Origin of the sequence: Nonomuraea sp. NPDC005730 (assembly GCF_040630865.1) — a bacterium.
In the GTDB taxonomy this organism is placed as follows: domain Bacteria; phylum Actinomycetota; class Actinomycetes; order Streptosporangiales; family Streptosporangiaceae; genus Nonomuraea.
The window spans coordinates 30678-49650 of sequence record NZ_JBEXYK010000049.1; the positions used below are offsets into that span (position 1 = coordinate 30678).

General features: G+C 72.9%; 16 protein-coding genes. 4 read left to right on the top strand and 12 right to left on the bottom strand.

The annotated features are described in order from the left end of the window. Positions 1-75 precede the first annotated feature (75 nt). From ABZ444_RS37370 to ABZ444_RS37405, 8 genes are all read right to left on the bottom strand, one after another. Positions 76-1701: a YfjP family GTPase gene (locus ABZ444_RS37370; RefSeq protein WP_358007715.1), complete on the bottom strand. Its 1626-nt coding sequence runs from the start codon at positions 1699-1701 to the stop codon at positions 76-78. After that, complete coding sequence (locus ABZ444_RS37375; protein ID WP_358007717.1) at positions 1698-4205, bottom strand: GTPase; 2508 nt, start codon at positions 4203-4205, stop codon at positions 1698-1700. The genes ABZ444_RS37370 and ABZ444_RS37375 overlap by 4 nt, the downstream gene beginning before the upstream one ends. A 560-nt stretch (positions 4206-4765) precedes the next feature. After that, positions 4766-5998 carry a uroporphyrinogen-III C-methyltransferase gene (gene cobA / locus ABZ444_RS37380; RefSeq protein WP_358007719.1) on the bottom strand — a complete coding sequence of 411 codons (1233 nt, stop codon included), beginning with the start codon at positions 5996-5998 and terminating at the stop codon, positions 4766-4768. A 79-nt stretch (positions 5999-6077) separates the two neighbouring features. Beyond that, entirely contained in the window at positions 6078-7073 is a 996-nt protein-coding gene (speB, locus tag ABZ444_RS37385) for an agmatinase (RefSeq protein WP_358007722.1), read from the bottom strand. A 55-nt stretch (positions 7074-7128) separates the two neighbouring features. Next, on the bottom strand, positions 7129-8202 hold the full coding sequence (gene cobT, locus ABZ444_RS37390; RefSeq protein ID WP_358007725.1) for a nicotinate-nucleotide--dimethylbenzimidazole phosphoribosyltransferase: 1074 nt from the start codon (positions 8200-8202) through the stop codon (positions 7129-7131). A 6-nt stretch (positions 8203-8208) separates the two neighbouring features. After that, positions 8209-9054: a sirohydrochlorin chelatase gene (locus ABZ444_RS37395; protein WP_358007728.1), complete on the bottom strand. Its 846-nt coding sequence runs from the start codon at positions 9052-9054 to the stop codon at positions 8209-8211. Positions 9055-9121: 67 nt separating this feature from the next. Further along, complete coding sequence (locus ABZ444_RS37400) at positions 9122-10297, bottom strand: SAM-dependent methyltransferase (RefSeq protein WP_358007731.1); 1176 nt, start codon at positions 10295-10297, stop codon at positions 9122-9124. A gap of 81 nt (positions 10298-10378) precedes the next feature. Then, the gene (locus tag ABZ444_RS37405; RefSeq protein WP_358007734.1) at positions 10379-11467 is read right to left on the bottom strand and encodes a GNAT family N-acetyltransferase; all 1089 of its coding nucleotides are present in this window, start codon (positions 11465-11467) and stop codon (positions 10379-10381) included. A gap of 76 nt (positions 11468-11543) precedes the next feature. On the opposite strand from ABZ444_RS37405, the gene ABZ444_RS37410 reads away from it, so the two are divergent. Further along, the gene (locus tag ABZ444_RS37410; protein WP_357980717.1) at positions 11544-11951 is read left to right on the top strand and encodes a DUF2795 domain-containing protein; all 408 of its coding nucleotides are present in this window, start codon (positions 11544-11546) and stop codon (positions 11949-11951) included. A 3-nt stretch (positions 11952-11954) separates the two neighbouring features. Beyond that, on the top strand, positions 11955-12965 hold the full coding sequence (locus tag ABZ444_RS37415; RefSeq protein WP_357980720.1) for a Vms1/Ankzf1 family peptidyl-tRNA hydrolase: 1011 nt from the start codon (positions 11955-11957) through the stop codon (positions 12963-12965). Positions 12966-12986: 21 nt separating this feature from the next. Here ABZ444_RS37415 and ABZ444_RS37420 read toward each other — a convergent pair whose 3' ends face one another. From ABZ444_RS37420 to ABZ444_RS37430, 3 genes are read right to left on the bottom strand one after another with little or no spacing between them, the layout of a single operon-like run. Next, the gene (locus tag ABZ444_RS37420) at positions 12987-13574 is read right to left on the bottom strand and encodes an LUD domain-containing protein (protein WP_358007736.1); all 588 of its coding nucleotides are present in this window, start codon (positions 13572-13574) and stop codon (positions 12987-12989) included. After that, complete coding sequence (locus ABZ444_RS37425) at positions 13561-14958, bottom strand: lactate utilization protein B (protein ID WP_358007738.1); 1398 nt, start codon at positions 14956-14958, stop codon at positions 13561-13563. Before ABZ444_RS37425 ends, ABZ444_RS37420 begins: the two co-directional genes overlap by 14 nt. Further along, positions 14955-15686 carry a (Fe-S)-binding protein gene (locus tag ABZ444_RS37430; protein WP_358007740.1) on the bottom strand — a complete coding sequence of 244 codons (732 nt, stop codon included), beginning with the start codon at positions 15684-15686 and terminating at the stop codon, positions 14955-14957. The genes ABZ444_RS37425 and ABZ444_RS37430 overlap by 4 nt, the downstream gene beginning before the upstream one ends. An 84-nt stretch (positions 15687-15770) precedes the next feature. Here ABZ444_RS37430 and ABZ444_RS37435 point away from each other — a divergent pair, with 84 nt between their 5' ends. Then, positions 15771-16451 (top strand): FCD domain-containing protein, encoded by a 681-nt coding sequence (locus ABZ444_RS37435; RefSeq protein ID WP_358007742.1) that lies wholly within the window; start codon positions 15771-15773, stop codon positions 16449-16451. Here ABZ444_RS37435 and ABZ444_RS37440 read toward each other — a convergent pair. After that, positions 16445-17875 (bottom strand): sulfatase, encoded by a 1431-nt coding sequence (locus ABZ444_RS37440; protein WP_358007745.1) that lies wholly within the window; start codon positions 17873-17875, stop codon positions 16445-16447. The genes ABZ444_RS37435 and ABZ444_RS37440 overlap by 7 nt on opposite strands. A gap of 74 nt (positions 17876-17949) precedes the next feature. Between ABZ444_RS37440 and ABZ444_RS37445 the strand changes: the two genes are divergently transcribed. Further along, positions 17950-18951 carry an LLM class F420-dependent oxidoreductase gene (locus ABZ444_RS37445; protein WP_358007748.1) on the top strand — a complete coding sequence of 334 codons (1002 nt, stop codon included), beginning with the start codon at positions 17950-17952 and terminating at the stop codon, positions 18949-18951. Positions 18952-18973 lie beyond the last annotated feature (22 nt).

Below are 18973 nucleotides of genomic sequence, written 5' to 3' on the forward strand. Positions count from 1 at the left end.
TGTGGATGAGGGGACGGCGAGGGAGGACGGCTGTGGATGACGTGCCGGCGTTCAGCCCGTACGAGAAGAGGGGTGTCAGCCCGAGAGGTCGCGCAGGGCCGTGTAGAAGGCGTTGTGGCGGCCGAGCTCGCGTTCGACCGGCTCCACCACCATCTTCGCCGACACCGCCGACACCCTGCGGCGCATCTCCCGCTCCAGACGTTCCCGCTCCCGCGAGGCCCCCAGCTCCACGAAGTTGCGCGAGGCGATGCCCGACAACGCGCCCAGCCCCAGTACGGAGGCCATCATGAGCGCCACCCACGGCAGCGCCGCGCCGTCGCCCACCAGTTGCAGGGTCGGGGGCAGCTGCCCGGGCACGGTCAGCCCGGCCACCAGCCACACCACCCCGGCCACGAACGCCACCACCAGCAGGTACTGCCAGACCTTGAGCAGCCGCCACCAGCCGGGCACCTGGTCCAGGCGCGGCGCCACCTCCGTGAGCTCCTCGGTCAGCGCCTTCGGAAGCCGGGACGCGTGCGAGCGCGCGGCCTGTTGCACCGCGGTCCGCCACACCGGGTCCATCCCGGCCGAGAGCCCGTCGGTGAGCGCCTGCACGGCGTTGGCCACCTCGGCGGAATGCGCGCTCACCGAGCCGGTCGTGATGCCGCGGATCTCGTCGCCGACGTCTTCGAGACGCAGGCTCTTCAACGGATCCGGACGGAACTTGGCGAACCACCGCGGATACGGCCAGCCGACCCACTGGCTGGAACGCTCGGCGTAGACGTTCTCCATGGCCTCGCCGACGGCGGGGACGCCGATCGCGTCGCAGAGCGCATCGGTGAGCCCCATCCTGCGCGCCTCGTCGACCGACGACGGCACGAGCAGCGCGTCGCCCAGCGGCATGGCCTCGCCGAGCCGCTGTTCCATCCGCTGGAGGTCGGCCTCCAGCTTCTGGATGGCGGCGCGGCGGCGGCCGACGGCGGTCGCGATCACGCTCTTGAGGCTCTCGACGCCGCGTCCGGTGACGGCCGAGGTGGGTACGACGCTGGGATGCTCGACGCCTTCCCGGCGCAGCAGGTCGTTGAGGTCGATGACCAGCTCGGCCAGCTCCGCCGCGGAGAGCTTGTCGGCCTGGTTGAGCGCGAACACGGTCACCGCGTCGTGCCCGGCCAGCTCGGTCACGTAGCGCCGGTGGGTGGAGGCGTCGGCGTACTTCTGCGGGTCGAGCACCCACACCACCAGGTCGGCCAGCCCGATGAGCCGGTCGGCCTCGTTGTCGGTGAGCGCCCGGATCGAGTCGTGGTCGGGCAGGTCGAGCAGGATCAGCCCGTGAAGCTGGCTGTCGCCCTTGTCGAGCGCGCTGGTACGGGAGAAGCGGTGGCGCGGCTGGATCTGCAGCCAGTCGAGCAGCGGCGCCGAGCCTTCCACCCCCCACACGCAGGCGTGGGTACGGGCCGTGGTCGGGCGGCGTACGCCCGTGGGCGACAGCTCAAGCCCTGAAATGGCGTTGAACAGGGACGACTTGCCGCTGCCGGTGCCGCCCGCGAGGGCGACCACGGTGTGCTCGGACGACAGCTTGAGCCGGTCGCCGGCCCGGGTCAGCAGCGCGCCGGCCTCGGAGAGCAGTTTCTGGTCAAGCCGCCCCGGACCGAGCTCCACCACCTTGTTGAGCGCGGACAACCTCGGCGCGAGGCCCGCCCTCGGGGGCGTGGTCGTCGTCATCGGGCGACCTCAAGGTTGTACGTCGCCTGGTAGAGGCGGGTCGCGACGGACTCGTCCGGGATGCCCGCCGAGTCGAGAGCGTGTACGTAACGCATGGATTCCTCGTCGAACAGCATGCCGATCCTGGCTCGCAGGTCACTGAGCGCCTTGGCGCCGATGCCGCGCAGCGACTCCGCGCCGAGCAGCGCGTTGACGAGCCGGTGCGGCACGCCCGACCCGTCGCCGCCGCTGAACATGGCGACCGTGAAGATCAGGGAGAGCGCGTCGGGATCGAACGAGACGAGCTTGGACACCGAGCGCTTGGTCACGCCCTCGGTGCGTACGAGCTCGTTCAAGTGGTCCTGCCAGGACGCGATGGCACGCCCGGAGTGCCGCAACAGGTTGTCCGACGGGCGGTCGAGCCCCTCGGCGAGCTTGGCGCCCAGCTCCGAACGGTGGCGCCAGCGCGCGACCACCTCCTCCGCGGCCCGGTTGGCCGCGGCGACGATCACCGACTCCAGCCCGGCCCGGATCGCCGCCTTGAACGCCGTCACCCGCTCGGGCGTCTGCCTGCCCGCCTTGCCGCTCTTGCCGAACTGCAGCGAGCGCATGAGGTCGCCGGAGCCCGCGAAGTCCTGCCAGCGGGCCAGCACCTCGCCGTGCAGCAGCGAGCCGTTCTTGGACGCCTTGTCGATCTCGGCCAGCGCGCCCAGGTAGGCGGCCTCGACGTCGCTGCGCAGCTCGGCCCGGAACGCCGCCTGGCCCTCCAGATGCCTGGCCAGCGCGGGCACGCGGGTGCGGAAGCTGTTGAGCACCCCGTTCAGGGTCTCCTGCACGGCCTGCGCCCGGCGCGCCTCGTCGACCGAGAGCTCGGCCAGCCACAGGCGCAGGTCGGTGACCTCGCTGTCGGGCAGCCTGCCGTCGGTCACCTTCGCCTCGTGGATCACGAACCTGTCGATGTCGCCCAGGCCGTATTCGGTCAGCATGCGGACGAAATGCTTGAGCACGACGTCGGCCGACCGGGGCTGCACCCGCGACAACACGATGGCCAGGCGGGCGCCGCGCTCCTTGGCCAGGCGCAGGAGGCTCCAGGCGGGCGCGTCGGCGTAGCGGGCGGCGGTGGTCACGAAGATCCACAGGTCGGCGGCGTCGAGCATGCGGTGGGCGATCTCGTGGTGCTCCTCGACGACCGAGTCGATGTCGGGGGTGTCCAGCAGCGCGACGCCCTGCGGAAGCTTCTCGGTCGTCACGACGACCAGGCCGCTCGTGTCGCTGTCGGGCGAGGGCCGGTCCAGCCGTTCGAGGCCGCCGAGCAGCTCGCCCTCCGCGAACCACTTCCGGTCGTCGGGGTGGCAGGCCAGGATGGGGGTACCGGTGGTGGGGCGGCGTACTCCGGTGCGGGAGATGTTCCGCTCGGCCAGGGAGTTGACCAGGGTGGACTTGCCCGCGCCGGTGGAGCCCGCGATCACGATCAGCGCGGGGGCCGTGTTGGTGCGCACCCTGGGCAGGACGTAGTTCTCCAGCTGGGCCAGCAGGTCGGCCCGCGCCTGCCTGGCCTCCTCGGCTCCCGGCAGATCGAGGCTGAAGCGCAGGTCGGACACGCTTTCGCGCAACGCGCTCAGCGCCGACGTCATCGCCTCGACGACCTCGGCCGGCAGCTCCTCGACCCGCTGCCCTTCCCCTGGCGCTTCTTCCGGCTCCGATACGGCGTCGGTGTCCGCGTCCGCCTCGACGTCAGTGTCCGCGTCGTCATCGGCGTCAGTGTCCGCGTCGGTGTCACTGTCGGTGCCAGCGTCGGGGTCGGGGGCGGAGGGGGCGTCGGTTTCGGCGTCGATCTGGGGGGCGGCACCGGCGTCGGCGTCCGCCTCGGTGTTCGGGGCGGCGTCGGGGACGGTCTCGCCGCTGTCGCCGATGGCGTCGGCGCGGTCGTCCGTGCCCGCTTCGGCGTCATCGGTCTCTACGGTGAACGCGACGTCGTCGGCGTCGGCCTCGGAGTCGAGCTCCTCCTCCGCCAGGTCTCCCGGGTCGGTGGGGTAGTCGGCGCCGGCGGGGACGTCGGAGGCCGGAGAGAACGCGTCGAAGCCAGTGGGGGCCGCGGCGGTGGCGGTGTCGCTGGGGTCGGCGACGGCGCGGCCGTCGTCGGCGTCCACCACCTCGTCGGCGTCCACCATCTCGTCGGGGTGGATCGCCTCGTCGAGGTGGATCGCCTCGCGGGGGTCGTCGTGGCCCTGCGCAACCAGTGCCGCTTCGGCTTCAGGAGCGGGGTCGTCATTGGGGCCGGGGGTGTCGTCGCTCTCCGAGCCGACGTCGCGGTTCCCGGCATCGCCGTCGGCGTCCTCGTCAGCGGAGGCGTCGGTCTCGTCGACGGGGTCCGTCTCGTCCGTGACCGCGTCGGGAGTTGCGGCGGGCGGCGCGTGCTCGGCGTCGGAAGGCGCGGCCCCGGTGTCGGCCCCGGTGTCGGCCCCGGCGTCGGCCCCGGCGTCGGCCACAGTGTCGGCCACGGTGGCGTTCGGGGACGCGGCCACCGGCTCGGTCTCCGGGAGCGGGGCGGCGCCTGGTTCTTGGGGGGCTCGTTCCCAGAAGGCAGCGGGCCTCGGACGTGCTTCGTTCCCCTCAGGCGGGTCGGCGGCGCGAGCCGGGGTGAACAGGCTCGGCCGGCCGGCCGGACGGGACGGCGTGAAGAGGCTGGGCCCCGTGGACGGGCCGGGCTCGTCCGTACCGGCGGGTGGCTCCTGCGAAGCGGCCGGGAGCCGTGGAGCGGTGGGCTGCCGTGGGGGGGCGGGCTCGTCGGCGCGCGGCGGCGGCTGGAAGAGCGAGGGCCGGGCAGCGGCGGACGGCGGCTCGCCCGAGGAAGCCACAGCCGGCGGGCCCGCGGAAGCAACCGGCGGACTCGCGGAAGCAGCCGGCGGACTCGCGGAAGCAGCCGGCGGCGGGCCCGCGGAAGCGACGGGCGGCGGCCCCGCGGGGGAAGCGGGCGGCGAAGGCGCGGGAGTCCGGGAATCGGGCAGGTCGTCGTCCGTCACCGGGCGGAAGCTCAACGTCTGCTCCCCCAGCGACTCGTGCCGCCCGTCATCCATGGCGGTGTTCACGGCAAGCGCTCCGCTCGAACCATCTCGACCTCCTGGCCGACCCGCACGACGTCGCCGACGATGACGATCGCCGGAGGCCGTATCCCAGCCGCGGACACGCGGTCGGCCACGGTGGAAAGCGGTGCGATTACCGCCCGCTGGGTCGGAAGGGTACCGTCCTGTACCACCATTACGGGAGTCTCCGGCGCACGTCCGTCTCGAAGCAGCGCCTCGGCCACCTTCGGCAGCCGCTCGACGGCCATCATCAGCACCAGCGTGCCCTGGGATCGGGCCAGGCCGGGCCAGTCGACGGTGGAGGCCGGGTGGTCGGGCGCGACGTGCACGGAGATGACATGGAACTCCTGGCTCACCCCGCGATGCGTCACCGGCACCCCGGCCGCGGCCGGGACCGCGACGGCGCTGGTGATGCCGGGGACGACGAGCACGGGGATGCCGGCCCGGGCGCAGGCGATCATCTCCTCGCCGCCGCGCCCGAACACGAACGGGTCGCCGCCCTTGAGCCGGACGACGAACTTGCCCTGCCTGGCCCGGTCGACCAGCAGCTCGTTGATCTTCTCCTGGGACAGCGACCTGCCGTAGGGCACCTTGGCGGCGTCGATCAGCTCGACGTCGGGGGCGAGCTCGTCGAGCAGCGCCCGGGGCGCGAGCCGGTCGGCGACCACGACGTCGGCCTGGGCGAGGAGCTGCCGCCCGCGCACGGTGATCAGGCCGGGGTCGCCGGGGCCGCCGCCGACCAGGGCCACGCCGACGGGCTTGGTGCGGTTGCGGCGGGCGTCGACCGTGCCGTCGCGCAGCGCGCCGACGACCGCGTCGCGGATGCCCGCGGCCCGGCGCGGGTCGCCGCCCGCGGTGACGGCCACGCTGATCTCGTCGACCCGGCCGGCGGCCGGGGTCCAGGCGGCGGAGGCGTCCCGGTCGTCGGCGCGCACGCACCACACCCGCTTGGCCTCGGCCTCGGCGGCGACGGCGGCGTTGACGGACCTGACGTCGGTGCACGCCTGCACGAGCCAGGCGCCGTCGCAGTCGCCCACCTCGTACGGCCGCGCGTGCCAGGTGACCCGGCCCGTCGCGATCAGGTCGTCGAGGGCCGGTGTGACGGCCGGGGACACCACGGTGACCTCCGCACCGGCCTCCAGCAGCGCGGGGACACGCCGCTGCGCGACACGGCCGCCGCCCACGACGAGCACCCGGCGGCCGGAAAGCCGCAGGCCGAGGAGGTAGGGACCCATGGGGGGAATCTCCCGTTCGCGAAGGTTGTGTTTGGAGGTAAACCTACCGGCTCACCGTGCGTCGTTCGCTGCGCATGGCTCAACGGCCGTCAAGAAGAGGCTGCGACGGGTCCCAGCGTGGCCCGCCCTGAGCGTCTTTGCGGCGTCTGGCCATGGCCGAGAGTGCCTCAAGAATAACGCGGTTCCCGAGGAACGCGGTGATGTCGGCGTGGTCGTACGGCGGCGAGACCTCGACCACCTCCATCCCGGCCACGGGCAGCTCGTAGCAGATCCGGCGAACGGCGTCGAGGAGCTGCCTGGCCGACAGGCCGCCGGGCTCGGGCGTGCCGGTGCCGGGGGCGTGCCCGGGGTCGCAGACGTCGATGTCCACGGACAGGAAGATCTGGTCGCACTCGTCGAGCGCGATCCCGAACGACTCGGTCAGGCACTCCTCCAGCCCGCGCGTCACGATCTCGGTCATCTCGTACGAGCGCATGCGCTGCGCCGCCATCCAGTCGAGCGTCTCGGGCTCTGGCCAGTAGCCGCGCAGCCCGATCTGCAGGAACCTGTCGCCCCGGATGGCGCCGGACTCGATGAGCCGCCGCATCGGCTGGCCGTGCCCGTGCAGGTGACCGAACTCGATGTCGCCGGTGTCGGCGTGGGCGTCGAAGTGGATCATCGAGGTGCGGCCCGGCTCGTACGCCCTGGCGGTGCCCCGCGCGTCCGGCAGCGCGACGGTGTGGTCGCCGCCGAGCACGACCGGAACGGCCCCGGAGGAGGCGATCCGGTGCACCGCGTCCTCGATGGCGGCCAGCGAGCCCTCGACGTCGCCGGAGTAGCACTCGACGTCGCCCGCGTCGAGCACCCGCAGGTCGCGCAGGGCGTCGACGCGCAGGGCCAGGCTCGGACGGGACCCGTTGTGCGGCAGGTAGCAGGTCTGGCGCAGCGCCATCGGCCCGAACCTGGCGCCCGGCCGGTTGGAGGTGCCCCCGTCGAAGGGGGCGCCGATGATCACCACGTCGGCTCCGGCGTAGCTGGCCGGGTCCGCGACGTCGCAGCGGTCCACGCCGAGGAACGTGATGTCAGGGCCGAACATGGGACCGTACCGGGACACTGCTCACCTCACGTGCTGTTTCGAGTGTCCCCCATCATCACACGGGCTTTTCCGTGACCCCCGCCGAGTCGAACGTCGCCACGTCGTGCATCACCCGTACGGCCGCGCACACCAGCGGGTGCGCGAGCAGGCCGCCGGTGCCCTCGCCGAGCCGCAGCTCCAGGTCCACCAGCGGGCGCAGCCCGAGATGGTCGAGCGCGGCGGCGTGGCCGGGCTCGGCCGAGCGGTGGCCCGCCACGCAGTGACCGCTGACGTGGGGGTCGAGGGCGGCGGCGACCAGGGCGGCCGAGCCGGCGATGACGCCGTCGAGGATCACCGGCACCCGGTTCGCCGCGCCACACAGCACGAAGCCCGCGATGGCCGCGTGCTCGAAGCCGCCCACGGCGGCCAGCGCGCGCAGGGCGTCGCTCGGCCCGGTGCCGCCGGGCAGGCCGTTCACCCGCAGCGCCTCGCGGACGACCGCCACCTTGTGGTCGTAGGTGGCGTCGTCGATCCCGGTGCCCCTGCCGGTCACCTCGGCCGGGTCCTTGCCGGTGAACACGGAGATCAGCGCGGCGGAGGCGGTGGTGTTGGCTATGCCCATGTCACCGGTGATCAGGCAGCGGGCGCCCCCGTCGATCAGCTCCTGCGCCACGGCGATGCCCGCCTCCAGCGCCCTGACGGCCTGGTCGACGCTCATGGCGGGGCCGCGCGACAGGTCGGCGGTGCCGTACGCGACCTTGCGCTTGACCAGGTCGGGGGCGTCGGGCAGGTCGGCGGCGACGCCGACGTCGACCACCGTCACGGAGGCGCCCACCTGGGCGGCGAAGGCGTTGGCGACCGCGCCGCCGGCCAGGAAGTTGGCGACCATCTGCGTCGTGACCTCCTGCGGCCACGGGGTGACGCCGCGCGCGTGCACGCCGTGGTCGGCCGCGAAGATGGCCAGGGCGGCCGGCTCGGGCATGGGCGGCGGGCAGACGCCGGAGGCGCCGGCCAGGCGTACGGCCACCTCCTCCAGAGCTCCGAGCGCGCCGCGCGGCTTGGTGAGCCGGTCCTGATGGGCGCGGGCCTCGGCGAGCGCCTCGGGGTCGGCGGGACGGATGGCTGCCAGGGTCTCGGCGAGCACGGACACCTCCACTTAGTGAACGAGCTGGAGCGCTTCCTCGTACCGGTCGATCACGACGTCGGCCAGCGTCTCGCAGTCGCCGATCACCTCGGCGCAGCGGATGTCGAGGTCGGGGTGGCCCGCGCCGTACGCCAGGGCCTGCGCCCATACGCGTTCCAGCAGACCGCCCGCGAACAGCAGATACGGCACCACGATCACCCGCTTGGCGCCCAGCCGGCGGCAGCGTTCGAGCCCGCCGGGCACGCCGGGCGGCGTCACCGAGACGAACGCGGTCTCGACCGTCATGTAGTCGTAGGCGTGCGTCTCCCAGAACAGCCGCGACACCCGGTGGATCTCGGCGTTGGCGGTGGCGTCGGTCGAGCCCTCGCCGACCAGCACGACCGCCGTCTCGCCCGGCTCGACCTGGCCGGGGACGTCGTCGAGGGCCGGGGTGTCGACGGCGCGCAGCCGGGGCCGCGCGCCGACCAGCTCCAGGGGGCGCGGCCTGGCCATCTCGGCGGCGGCCTCGCCGAGCCGGTCGGCCAGCAGCGCCAGCACGCGCGGGTCGGGGCCGAGGGGGCGGCCGTAGTCGTACATGAGGGTGGGGTGGCGCTGCTGTTCGAGCGCCATCGCGGCGGGGAACTCCTCCCCCACCCTGCTGAGACTGAGCGGCATCGCGACGAGGCGGTGGTGGCCGCGTGCCATCAGGGACGCCACGGAGTCGCTCAGGCGCGGCGTGGCGCGTTCCAGGTAGCCCCCGGAGACGTCGACGGCCGTGTGGTCGAGGCGGCAGCGCAGCCGGTGTACGAACCTGCCGAACTCCGCGGCGTAGGCGTCATCGTGCGAGCCCTGCCCGATCAGCAGGAGCGGCGGCTTCATTGAGGGATTCTCCGGTGCATAGACAAAGTCACGCGAGGATAACCGATACGTGCCCGTGGGGGACAGGTCACGCTGCGTGCGCGGGCCTGGCGTGCACGACGAAGACGGGGTCCGCGGCGGTCAGACGGTGGGAACCGCCGGTGCCGGGCGTCAGCGCGGACGCCTGGATCCGCGTGCCCTCGCCGCGGTATCCGAGCTCCCGCAGCAGCTCCAGCACGGCCACCGCCCGCTCGGCCGTGCCGACCGCGCACACCAGGGCTCGGGGGCCGCGGGCGGCGCAGGCCGTGACCACGTCGTCGCCGCCCCCGCCGACGAAGACGGCGTCGGGATCGGGCAGCGGTTCGAGCGCGGCCGGCGCCTGCCCTCTGGTCAGGGCGACCTTGACGCCGTGGGCCAGCACGTTGGCACGCAGCCGCGCGCAGGCGGACTGCTCGCGTTCGACCGCCACGACGGCCGCGCCCAGCCTCGCGCACTCGACGGCGATCTCGCCCTCGCCCGCGCCGACGTCCCAGACCAGGTCACCGAGCCGGGGACCCAGCTTGGCCAGGACGAACGCCCGCGCCTCGGCGGGCAGCCCGTTCTCCCACGGCAGCGCCCACTCCGCCGGGCCCGGCTGCGCCCCGGCCACCCAGCCCGGCTGTCCGAGCCGGTGCAGCGGATCGATGACGAGGACCACGTCGGGGTCCTTCCACGGCCGGGTGGTGGCCTCGCCCATGCGGCTGTGCGTGACGCGCTGTCCAGGGCCGCCGAGGTCCTCGCAGACGATCAGGGCGCGCGGCGTGGTCGGCGCCAGCTCCCTGGCGATCTCGGCGGGGCCGACGCCGGGCGCGACGAGCAGCGCGACCTTGGGGTGGGCGCGGCAGGCGTTCACCACGCGGGCGAGCCGGCCGGGGCCGGAGGGGGCGACGACGAGGGCGTCCTCCCAGTTGAGCCCGGCGCAGGCGAAGGCGCGGCTGATCAGCGAGGTGGCCGGCAGGACGTCCGGCCGCAGGCCGTGCGCCCGTAGTGTGCGGACGACGCCGAAGAAGCCGGGATCGCCCTCGGTGACCACGACGGCCGGGCCCCGGTCCTGCCCGAGATGGCCGTCGAGGGCCTGGAGCACGTCGCCGTCGTTCGCGGCCCGTCCGTCGACCCCGAGCCGGCCGAGAATGGCGGCGGGGCCCACGACGAGCTCCGCCTCACGCAGCCTGCCCGCGGCCCCGGCCGGCAGCTCGACCCCGTCCCAGCCGACAACCGTGATCATTCAGCCTCACCGTCCTCATCCCCAGGGTGACGGTTCCCGCCGGGTTTCACCATGGGTCGGCGGGGCCAGTCCGCTGTGCCCTCAGGCCAGGTCGGAGGCGAGCAGGCTGTAGACGACCAGGTCCTCGCCGTCGAGCGCGGCGCGGGCCACGCCCTCGCGGGTGAAGCCGGCCTTCTCCGCCACGCGTTGCGAGGCCGGGTTCGACACCGCGGCCCGCAGTCGCAGCCGGCGGAAGCCGTGGCGCTCGAACAGCCAGCGGGCGATGGCGGTCACGGCCTCGCCCGCGTAGCCGCGGCCGCGGGCCCAGGGCGCGGTCATGTAGCCGACCTCGGCCGTACGGTTGTGCCAGTCGAGGTCCCTGAGGTCCACGTTGGCCGCGAAACGGGCGGTGGTGAACTCCTCCACGGTGAACGCGATGCCCGCGCCCCTCATCCGCATCCGTTCGCAGATGTCGACGAACGCGCGGGCGTGCTCCTCGGTGTAGTCGCGGGGGACGCCGGTCCTGGCCTGGGTGAGCGGGTCGGCGCCGGTGGCGGCCAGGCCGGGCACGTCGGCGAGGACGGGCTGCCGCAGCAGCAGCCGGGGCGTGCGCAGCTCGGTCTTCGGCAGGGCGGGCGCGGGCTCGCCGGAGTCCTCCCGCAGCAGGCCGAGGACGACCAGGTCGTGCGGGCCGTCCTCCTCCAGCACGGCGGCGCGCAGCACGCCCTCCCAGGTGAAGCCCGCCTTCAGCGCGACGCGCAGGGAGGCCGGGTTGTCCAGGTTCGCGGTGAGGTCCACCCTGCGCAGGGCGGTGGTGGCGAACACCCAGGCGGTCAGGGCGCGTACGGCCTCGGTGGCATAGCCGCGGCCCCGGTACATCGGGTGGACGCCGTAGCCGACCTCGGTCGTGCCCGCCGTCCACGACGTCCTGAACAGGCTGATGGCGCCCACGATGCGGTCGTCGGCCTCGGTCATGGCCAGGTGCAGGCCCTGCTGCGAGCGGTACAGCTCGTGCACGCCGTGCGCGAGCCACTGGCCGACGCCGGAGGCGTGGACGGGCGCGCCCGGCGGGAGGAAGCGGTCGCCGGGCTCCACCGTCTCCACCACCGACCGCACGCGGGCGGCGTCACGGGGGTCGAACGGCCGCAGCACGAGCCTTCCGGCGGCTATGCGCGCATCGGGATCGAACACGTGCGCACCCTACACACTCACGATGTTTGCCCACGAAAGCGGGGGTAGGGGCCGCTTTGAGAGGAGTGAGGGAACTATGGAACGTGGGAGCGACAAGCACGGTCCGCGCCTGGACGATCAGCAGAAGCACGAGACCGAGGGCATGGTCCGCGGCGGCGGCAGCACGCACGCCGAGGAGTGGAAGGAGACCGAGTCCATGCCCGGCCCCGGCGAGGAGTCAGGGCAGTCGTACCCCCCGGGACACGAGCCCGGCACCCCCCAAGGCATCACCCAGCGCGGCGTCGACATCCGCAGCGACCTGGCCAAATGGCTCAGCGACACCCCTTGGCCCGCCTCCAAGGACGACCTGGTCCAGCACGCCGAGGACGTGGACGCCCCCGACCAGGTGGCCGACATGGTGCGATCCCTTCCCGACCGCCGCTTTGTGAACATCGCCGACGTGGCCAAGGCCCTCGGTCTCGGCATCGAAGAGCGGAGGTGGTGACCGGTGCGTCTCGACTTCATCAGGCCGCTGTACGAGCGGCGCGGCCCGTACGCCTCGGTCTATCTGGGCGCGCTCACCGAGCCGCAGCGGGAGACGCACTGGCACAGCGTGCGTGACCAGCTCGACGGGACCGACCCCGCGACCATCGACGCCCTGGAGGTGGCCGCCAACCGGCCGGCGCCCGGCCAGGCGCTGTTCGCCACGCACGGCGCGGTGGTGCTGGCCGAGCCGCTGGCGCGGGCGCCGTACGAGCTGGCGACCGTGTCGCCGCTGCCGCACGTCACGCCGATGCTGAGGCAGCGCGGCGAGAACGTGCCGCACCTGCGGGTCATCGTGGACCACGCCGGGGCCGAGCTGTCGGTGTTCGGCGGCGGCGCGCCGCGCACGACCACCGTGGCGGCGGCCGACTGGCCGCTGCAGAAGACCGCCCAGGGCGGCTGGTCGCAGAAGCGGTACGAGCGGGGCGCCGAGGAGACGTGGGAGAAGAACGCGGTCGCCGTCGCCCGCGAGATCGACGAGCAGGTCCGCAGGATCGGCGCCGAGCTGATCATCGTGGCCGGCGAGCCGAAGTCGCGCTCCTACCTGCTGCAACATCTCAGCACCAAGTCCGCCGACCGGGTGATGATGGTCGAGCACGGCAGCCGCGCCGACCACGGCCAGTTCGAGGCCGACGTCGAGCGTGCGCTGGACGACTGGCTCGAACGCCGCCGCGCCGAGCTGCTCGACCGCCACCGCGAGTCCTCGGGCCCGGCGGGCCTGTCCCAGGTCGCGCACGCCCTGCGCGAGGGCAGGGTGCACGCGGTGCTCATGCCCGCCCAGCTCGACCGGACCGTGTGGACCGGCGAGGGCGGCACCCAGCTCTCCACCGACCAGGGCGAGCTGCGGCGCTGGGGCGTCGAGCAGCCCGTCGAGGAGCGCGCGGACTCGGCCGTGGTCCGGGCCGCCGCCATGACCGACGCCGAACTGTGGTTCACCGACGACGTGCAGGACGTGGCGGCCGTCCTCAGGTACTGACGATCCTGGACGTGCCGGCGCTCAGGTGCTGATGATCACTTCGAGGGTCCGGGGGCCGTGCACGCCCTCGACCCGGTTCAGCTCGATGTCGCTGGTCGCCGACGGGCCGCTGATCCAGGTGAGCGGACGGGCCGGGTCGAGCCTGGCCACCGCCTCGGGCACGCCCGCCACGATCTGGTCGGCACGCACCACGCACACGTGGTGGTCGGGGACCAGCGTCTGCGCCCTGGCGCCCTGGCCGGGCCCGTGGTCGAGGACGATGGTCCCGGTCTCGGCGACGGCCACCGCGCAGGCGGTGATCACCCCGTCGGCGGCGTCGAGCGTGTCCCAGCGCCGGTCGGTCCCGGCTTCCGGGCTGTTCGGCGCCGCCCAGGCGAAGCCGTCCGGGACGATCATGCGGCGGCCGGCGGCCAGCTCGGCCAGCTTGCCGGGCACGTCCGCGTCGGGCAGCACGTGCACGACGGCCCGGTAGTCGCGCACCCGCTCGGCGAACAGGCCCACCACGTCGTCCACGTCCGGGCGGGTCCGGTAGTGCCGGGCGACCTCCACCTCGGGCGCGCCCGCGACCGCCTTCCTGACCCTGGCCAGGATCTCCTCACGCGCGCCCATCGTTCCGCTCCCACCAGTCTCTGAAGGATTCTTCCGGGATGTCGGGCACGTCCCGGGTGTCGGTCCAGGCCGCCAGCGGGCCGGGCAGCCGCCGCCTGGGCACCAGCCGGCGCAGCCGGGCGGCCAGCCGCTGCGCCCTGGCCAGCCGGGCCTGGTCGTTCAGCACCCAGCCGGCGGCCTTCATGCCCGCGCGCTCGGCCGCCGCGTGCGGCGCTCTGGCCCGCAGGTCCACCAGCACCTCGGGGATGTCGATGGCCACCGGGCAGACCTCCAGGCAGGCCCCGCACAGGCTGGAGGCGAACGGCAGCGAGGCGTCCAGGTCCGAGGACATGCCCCTGAGCTGCGGGGTGAGGATGGCCCCGATCGGCCCGGGATAGACCGAGCCGTACGCGTGGCCGCCCGCGCGTTCGTAGACCGGGCACACGTTCAGGCAGGCCGAGCAGCGGATGCAGCGCAGCGCCTGGCGGCCCACCTCGTCGGCGAGCACGTCGGTGCGGCCGTTGTCGAGCAGCACCAGGTGGAAGTCCTGGCCCTCGGTGGCGCCGGTCCACGTGCTGGTGTACGGATTCATCCGCTCACCTGTGGAGCTGCGCGGAAGAAGCTGGAGGAAGACCTCCAGATCCCGCCAGGTCGGCAGGAGTTTCTCGATGCCGACGACGCTGATGAGTGTCTCGGGGAGGGTCAGGCACATGCGGCCGTTGCCCTCCGACTCCAGCACGACCAGCGTGCCGGTCTCGGCGATCATGAAGTTCGCCCCGGAGACGGCGACCTTGCTCCTGAGGAAACGTTCGCGCAGGTGCAGCCGGGCGGCCTCGGCCAGGGCGGGCGGCTCGTCGGTGAGGCCGTCGGGCACGCCGGGCATGCGGTCGAGGAAGATCTCGCGGATCTCCGACCGGTTGCGGTGGATCGCGGGGACCAGGATGTGGCTGGGGAAGTCGTCCCCGAGCTGCACGATCAGCTCGGCCAGGTCCGTCTCGTACGCGGTGATGCCGCGCCGGGCCAGCGCCTCGTTGAGCCCGATCTCCTGGGTGGCCATCGACTTGACCTTGACCACCTCGGTCTCGCCGGTGGCCGCGACCAGGTCGCCGACGATGCGGTTGGCCTCGTCGGCGTCCCTGGCCCAGTGGACGGTGCCGCCCGCCCGCCGGACGGCCTCCTCCAGCTGGAGGAGGTAGCGGTCGAGGTGGCGGAGCGTGTGATCCTTGACGGCCTTGCCGGCCGCGCGCAGCTCGGCCCAGTCGGGCAGCTCGCCGACGACGCCGGCGCGCTTGCCGCGAATGGTGTGGGTGGCTTTCCGGAGGTTGAACCGCAGTTGCGAGTCCTCCACGGCTTTCGCCGCATTTTTCGGGAAATTTCCGGGCATGCCGAGGAATGTCGCGCTCATCGGGTCTCTTCCGTGGCTGCGAGGATCTCCGCCAGGTGCATCGTCCTGACTCCCGTCTTCTGGCGGCTCAGGGTGCCGCCGATGTGCATCAGGCACGAGTTGTCGGCCGCGCAGATCACCTCGGCGCCCGTGTCGAGGATGCCGCGCACCTTGTCGGCCCCCATGGCGGCCGACACCGCCGGGTTCTTGACCGCGAACGTGCCGCCGAAGCCGCAGCACTCCTCCGCGCCGGGCAGCGGCACGAGCTCCAGACCTCGGACCTTCCGCAGCAGCCGGGTGGGCCGGTCGCCCAGATGCAGCCCGCGTAGCGAATGGCACGTCGGGTGATATGTCACCCGGTGCGGGAAATATGCGCCAACGTCGTCGACTTTCAGGACGTCCAGCAGGAACTCGCTCAGCTCGTACACCTTGGGCACGACCTCGGCCACGGCCGCCGCGCCCTTGCTGCCCGGCCGCACCAGCTTGGGGTACTGCTCGCGCACCATGGCCGCGCACGACCCGGACGGCGCCACGACGGCGTCGTACCCGACGAACACCTCGGTGAACTTCCTGGCCAGCCGCACGCCCTCCGCCCGGTAACCGGTGTTGACGTGCATCTGCCCGCAGCACGTCTGGGCGACGGGGAAGTCCACGTCGCAGCCCAGCCTGCGCAGCAGCGACACGACGGCCTTGCCGGTGCCCGGGAAGAGCGTGTCGTTCACGCAGGTGATGAACAGGGCGACTCGCACGACTCTCCCAACGAATGGTCCGACCACTGTATGGTCAGACCATACCTAACCACACTGTTCCGGGCCAGCACCGGGGAGGCATCGGTGAAACGCACACGGGCGTTCGAGGACGTGCTCGCCCAGATCGAACGGCGCATCGCCGAGGACGGCCTGACCGTGGGCGACCGGCTGCCCGGCGAACGCCAGCTCGCCGGGCAACTGGGCGTCGGCCGCTCGTCCGTACGGGAGGCGCTGCGCGTCCTGGAAACCCTGGGCGTGGTGTCCTCGCAGGTGGGACGGGGGCCGGACGCGGGGGCCGTGCTGACCTCGCGGCCCGACACGGCGCTCACCGACCTGCTCCGGCTCAACCTGGGCCTGGCCACCCTGGAGCAGCGCGAGGTCGTCGACGCCCGGCTGATGATCGAACGCTGGTCGGCCGCGCACGCGGCGGCGACCACGGCCGGCGTCGCGGAGCTGGCCGCCGCGATCGAGGGCATGGACCGGGCGGCCACGGCCGAGGAGTTCGTGGAGCACGACACGGCTTTCCACTGCGCGATCGCGGACGCCTCGGGCAACCGGCTCATCGCCGCCATCATGCGCTCACTCCGGGACGCGATGCGCAGGAACGCCATCGAAGCGGTCGAACGCCTCGGCGACCCGTCCGTGCTGCGCGCCGACCACGAGCGCATCCGCGCGGCCATCGCGGCGGGCGACCCGGAGGAGGCCCAGCAGGCGGTGACCGACCACCTGGCGCACGCCTACCCCGCCCTGTTCCCCGGTCACTGACGCGCGTCGGCCTCCCGGCAGCCCGCCCCCGAGCAGGCCCGCATCGCCTGGAGCCGGGCGTCGAGGCCGGCCAGCAGCGCCGGGTCGGCGGTGGCCGCGAGGTTGTCGAGCTGGTACGGGTCGGCGGCCAGGTCGTAGAGCTGCCGCTCCCCCGTGTCGTACCTGACGTAGGTGTAGCGCTCGGTGCGCAGCGCCTGGTAGGAGGGCACCGGGGTCTGGGCCGCCGACGACCGGTTGACCGGCCTGTTGAACTCGACCAGCACGTTCTTGCGCCACTGGGCGGGCGGGCTGCCGCGCAGCAGCGGCACCAGCGAGCGCCCCTCGCTGAACGACGGCACGGCGGCCCCGCCCAGCTCGGCGATCGTCGGCGCGATGTCGACGGTCGCGCCGAGCTGACCGATCGTGGCCCCCGGCCGGATCCCCGGCCCGCGCACCACGAACGGCACCTTGATCGCCTCCTCGAACGGCGTCGTCTTGCCCTGGGTGAGCCGGTGCGTGCCGAGATGGAAGCCGTTGTCGGAGGTGAAGATGATGTAGGTGTTGTCGAGCTTGCCCGACGCCTGCAGCGCCTCGATCACCGAGCGGACCAGGTCGTCGACCCCCAGCATCGACCGCAGCCTCCTGCGGTGGCGCTCGTCGACCCGGTCGATGTCCTCCTGCGTCAGCGAGGGCAGGGAGCTCAGCCACAGCGGCTCCTTGCTCACGTCGGCCTGGTTGAACGACGGCGTGCGCGGCGCGGCGACCTCGGGCAGGTCGGCGACGTGCCGGACCGCCGGGTTGGCCGGGTTGTGCGGGCCGATGGGCGTCAGATAGAGGAAGAACGGCTCGTCGGCGTCGGTGATGAAGTCGCGTGCCTTGTCGGCCAGCACGTCGGACAGGTAGTCCTCCTCCGACCAGCCGTAGTCGTACAGGTCGCCGTTCTCGTTGAGGCGGTAGCCGTACTCCTCGTAGAGCTTGCGGACCGGGACGTCCCATTCGTCCCAGCCGGGCGGCACGTAGGCGGCGTCGGCGGTGGCGCCGGGATAGTGGTTGAGGAACTTGCCCATCAACGCGGTGCGGTAGCCGGCCTGCTGCATCCAGGTGCCGATCGTGGAACGTTCCAAGTCCAAGGAATGGAAGCGGTCGAACCCCCCTTCGGGGGCGGTGTTGGTCAGGACGCCGTGGCTGTGGACGTACTGGGAGCGCAGGATCGACGTGCGCGAGGGGCAGCACCAGGAGTTCGTCACGAAGAAGCGGCTGAAGGAGGTGCCCTTCGCCACCAGCTCGGAGTTGATGGCCGGGAAGTAGGGCAGCGTGCCGCTCTCCAGGTCGTCGGCCATCACGAACACGATGTTCGGCCGCGAGGCACTCACGGCCATCGTCGGCTCGGCCGTCGGCGACAGCAGGAGCAGCAGGCAGAAGAGACGGCAGAGGCTCTTGAGCACAATGTCTGATCTCCCCGGCAGATCACGCATTGACACTGCGGCCCCGGTAATGGAACTTTATTCCGGAGGTGCGTATGAAGCTCGGCCTGAACCTCGGCTACTGGCAGCGCGGCGCCGACGACGCCACGGAGACCGTCCTCGCCGCCGAACGCCTCGGCTACGACTCGGTGTGGACCGCCGAGGCGTACGGCAGCGACGTGTTCACCCCGCTGGCCTGGTACGGGGCGCGTACGGGCCGGATCAAGCTGGGCACGTCGGTGGCGCAGATCTCGGCCCGCCCGCCGGTCACGACCGCGATGACCGCGATGACGCTCGACCACCTGACCGGCGGCCGGCTGCTGCTCGGCATCGGCGCCTCCGGCCCGCAGGTCGTCGAGGGCTGGTACGGGCAGCCGTTCGCCAGACCCCTGGCCAGGACCCGCGAGTACGTCGAGATCATGCGCCGCGTGTGGCGCCGCGAGGAGCCCGTGACCAGCGACGGCGACCACTACCCGCTGCCCCTGGCGGGCGGCCTGGGCAAGCCGCTCAAGCTCATCACCCACCCGCTGCGCCGCGACATCCCCGTCTACCTCGGCGCGGAGGGCCCGAAGAACGTCGCCCTGGCCGCCGAGATCGCGCAGGGCTGGCTGCCGCTGTTCGCCTTCCCCGGCAGGATCGAGGAGATGTACGGCGACGCGCTGGCGGGCCGCGACCCCGGCTTCGAGATCGCCGCCATGGTGATGGTCGTCATCTCCGACGACGTCAGGGCCGCCCTCGACGGCGTCAAGATGATGCTCACGCTCTACATCGGCGGCATGGGCGCCAAGCAGCGCAACTTCCACGCCGACATCATCGGCCGCATGGGCTTCGCCGCAGCGGCCGAGCACATCCAGGCGCTCTACCTGGCCGGCCGCAAGGACGAGGCGTTCCGGGCGATCCCCGACGAGCTGGCCGACGGCATCTCGCTCGTCGGCCCGCCCGGCCGGATCAGGGAACGGCTCGAACTGTGGCACAAGAGCCCGGTCACCAGCCTGCTGGTGATGGGACCGCGCGACGAGCAGTCGCTGCGCACGGTCCGCGACCTCGTGCTGGGCTGATCCGTGCCCGGCTGATCCGTGC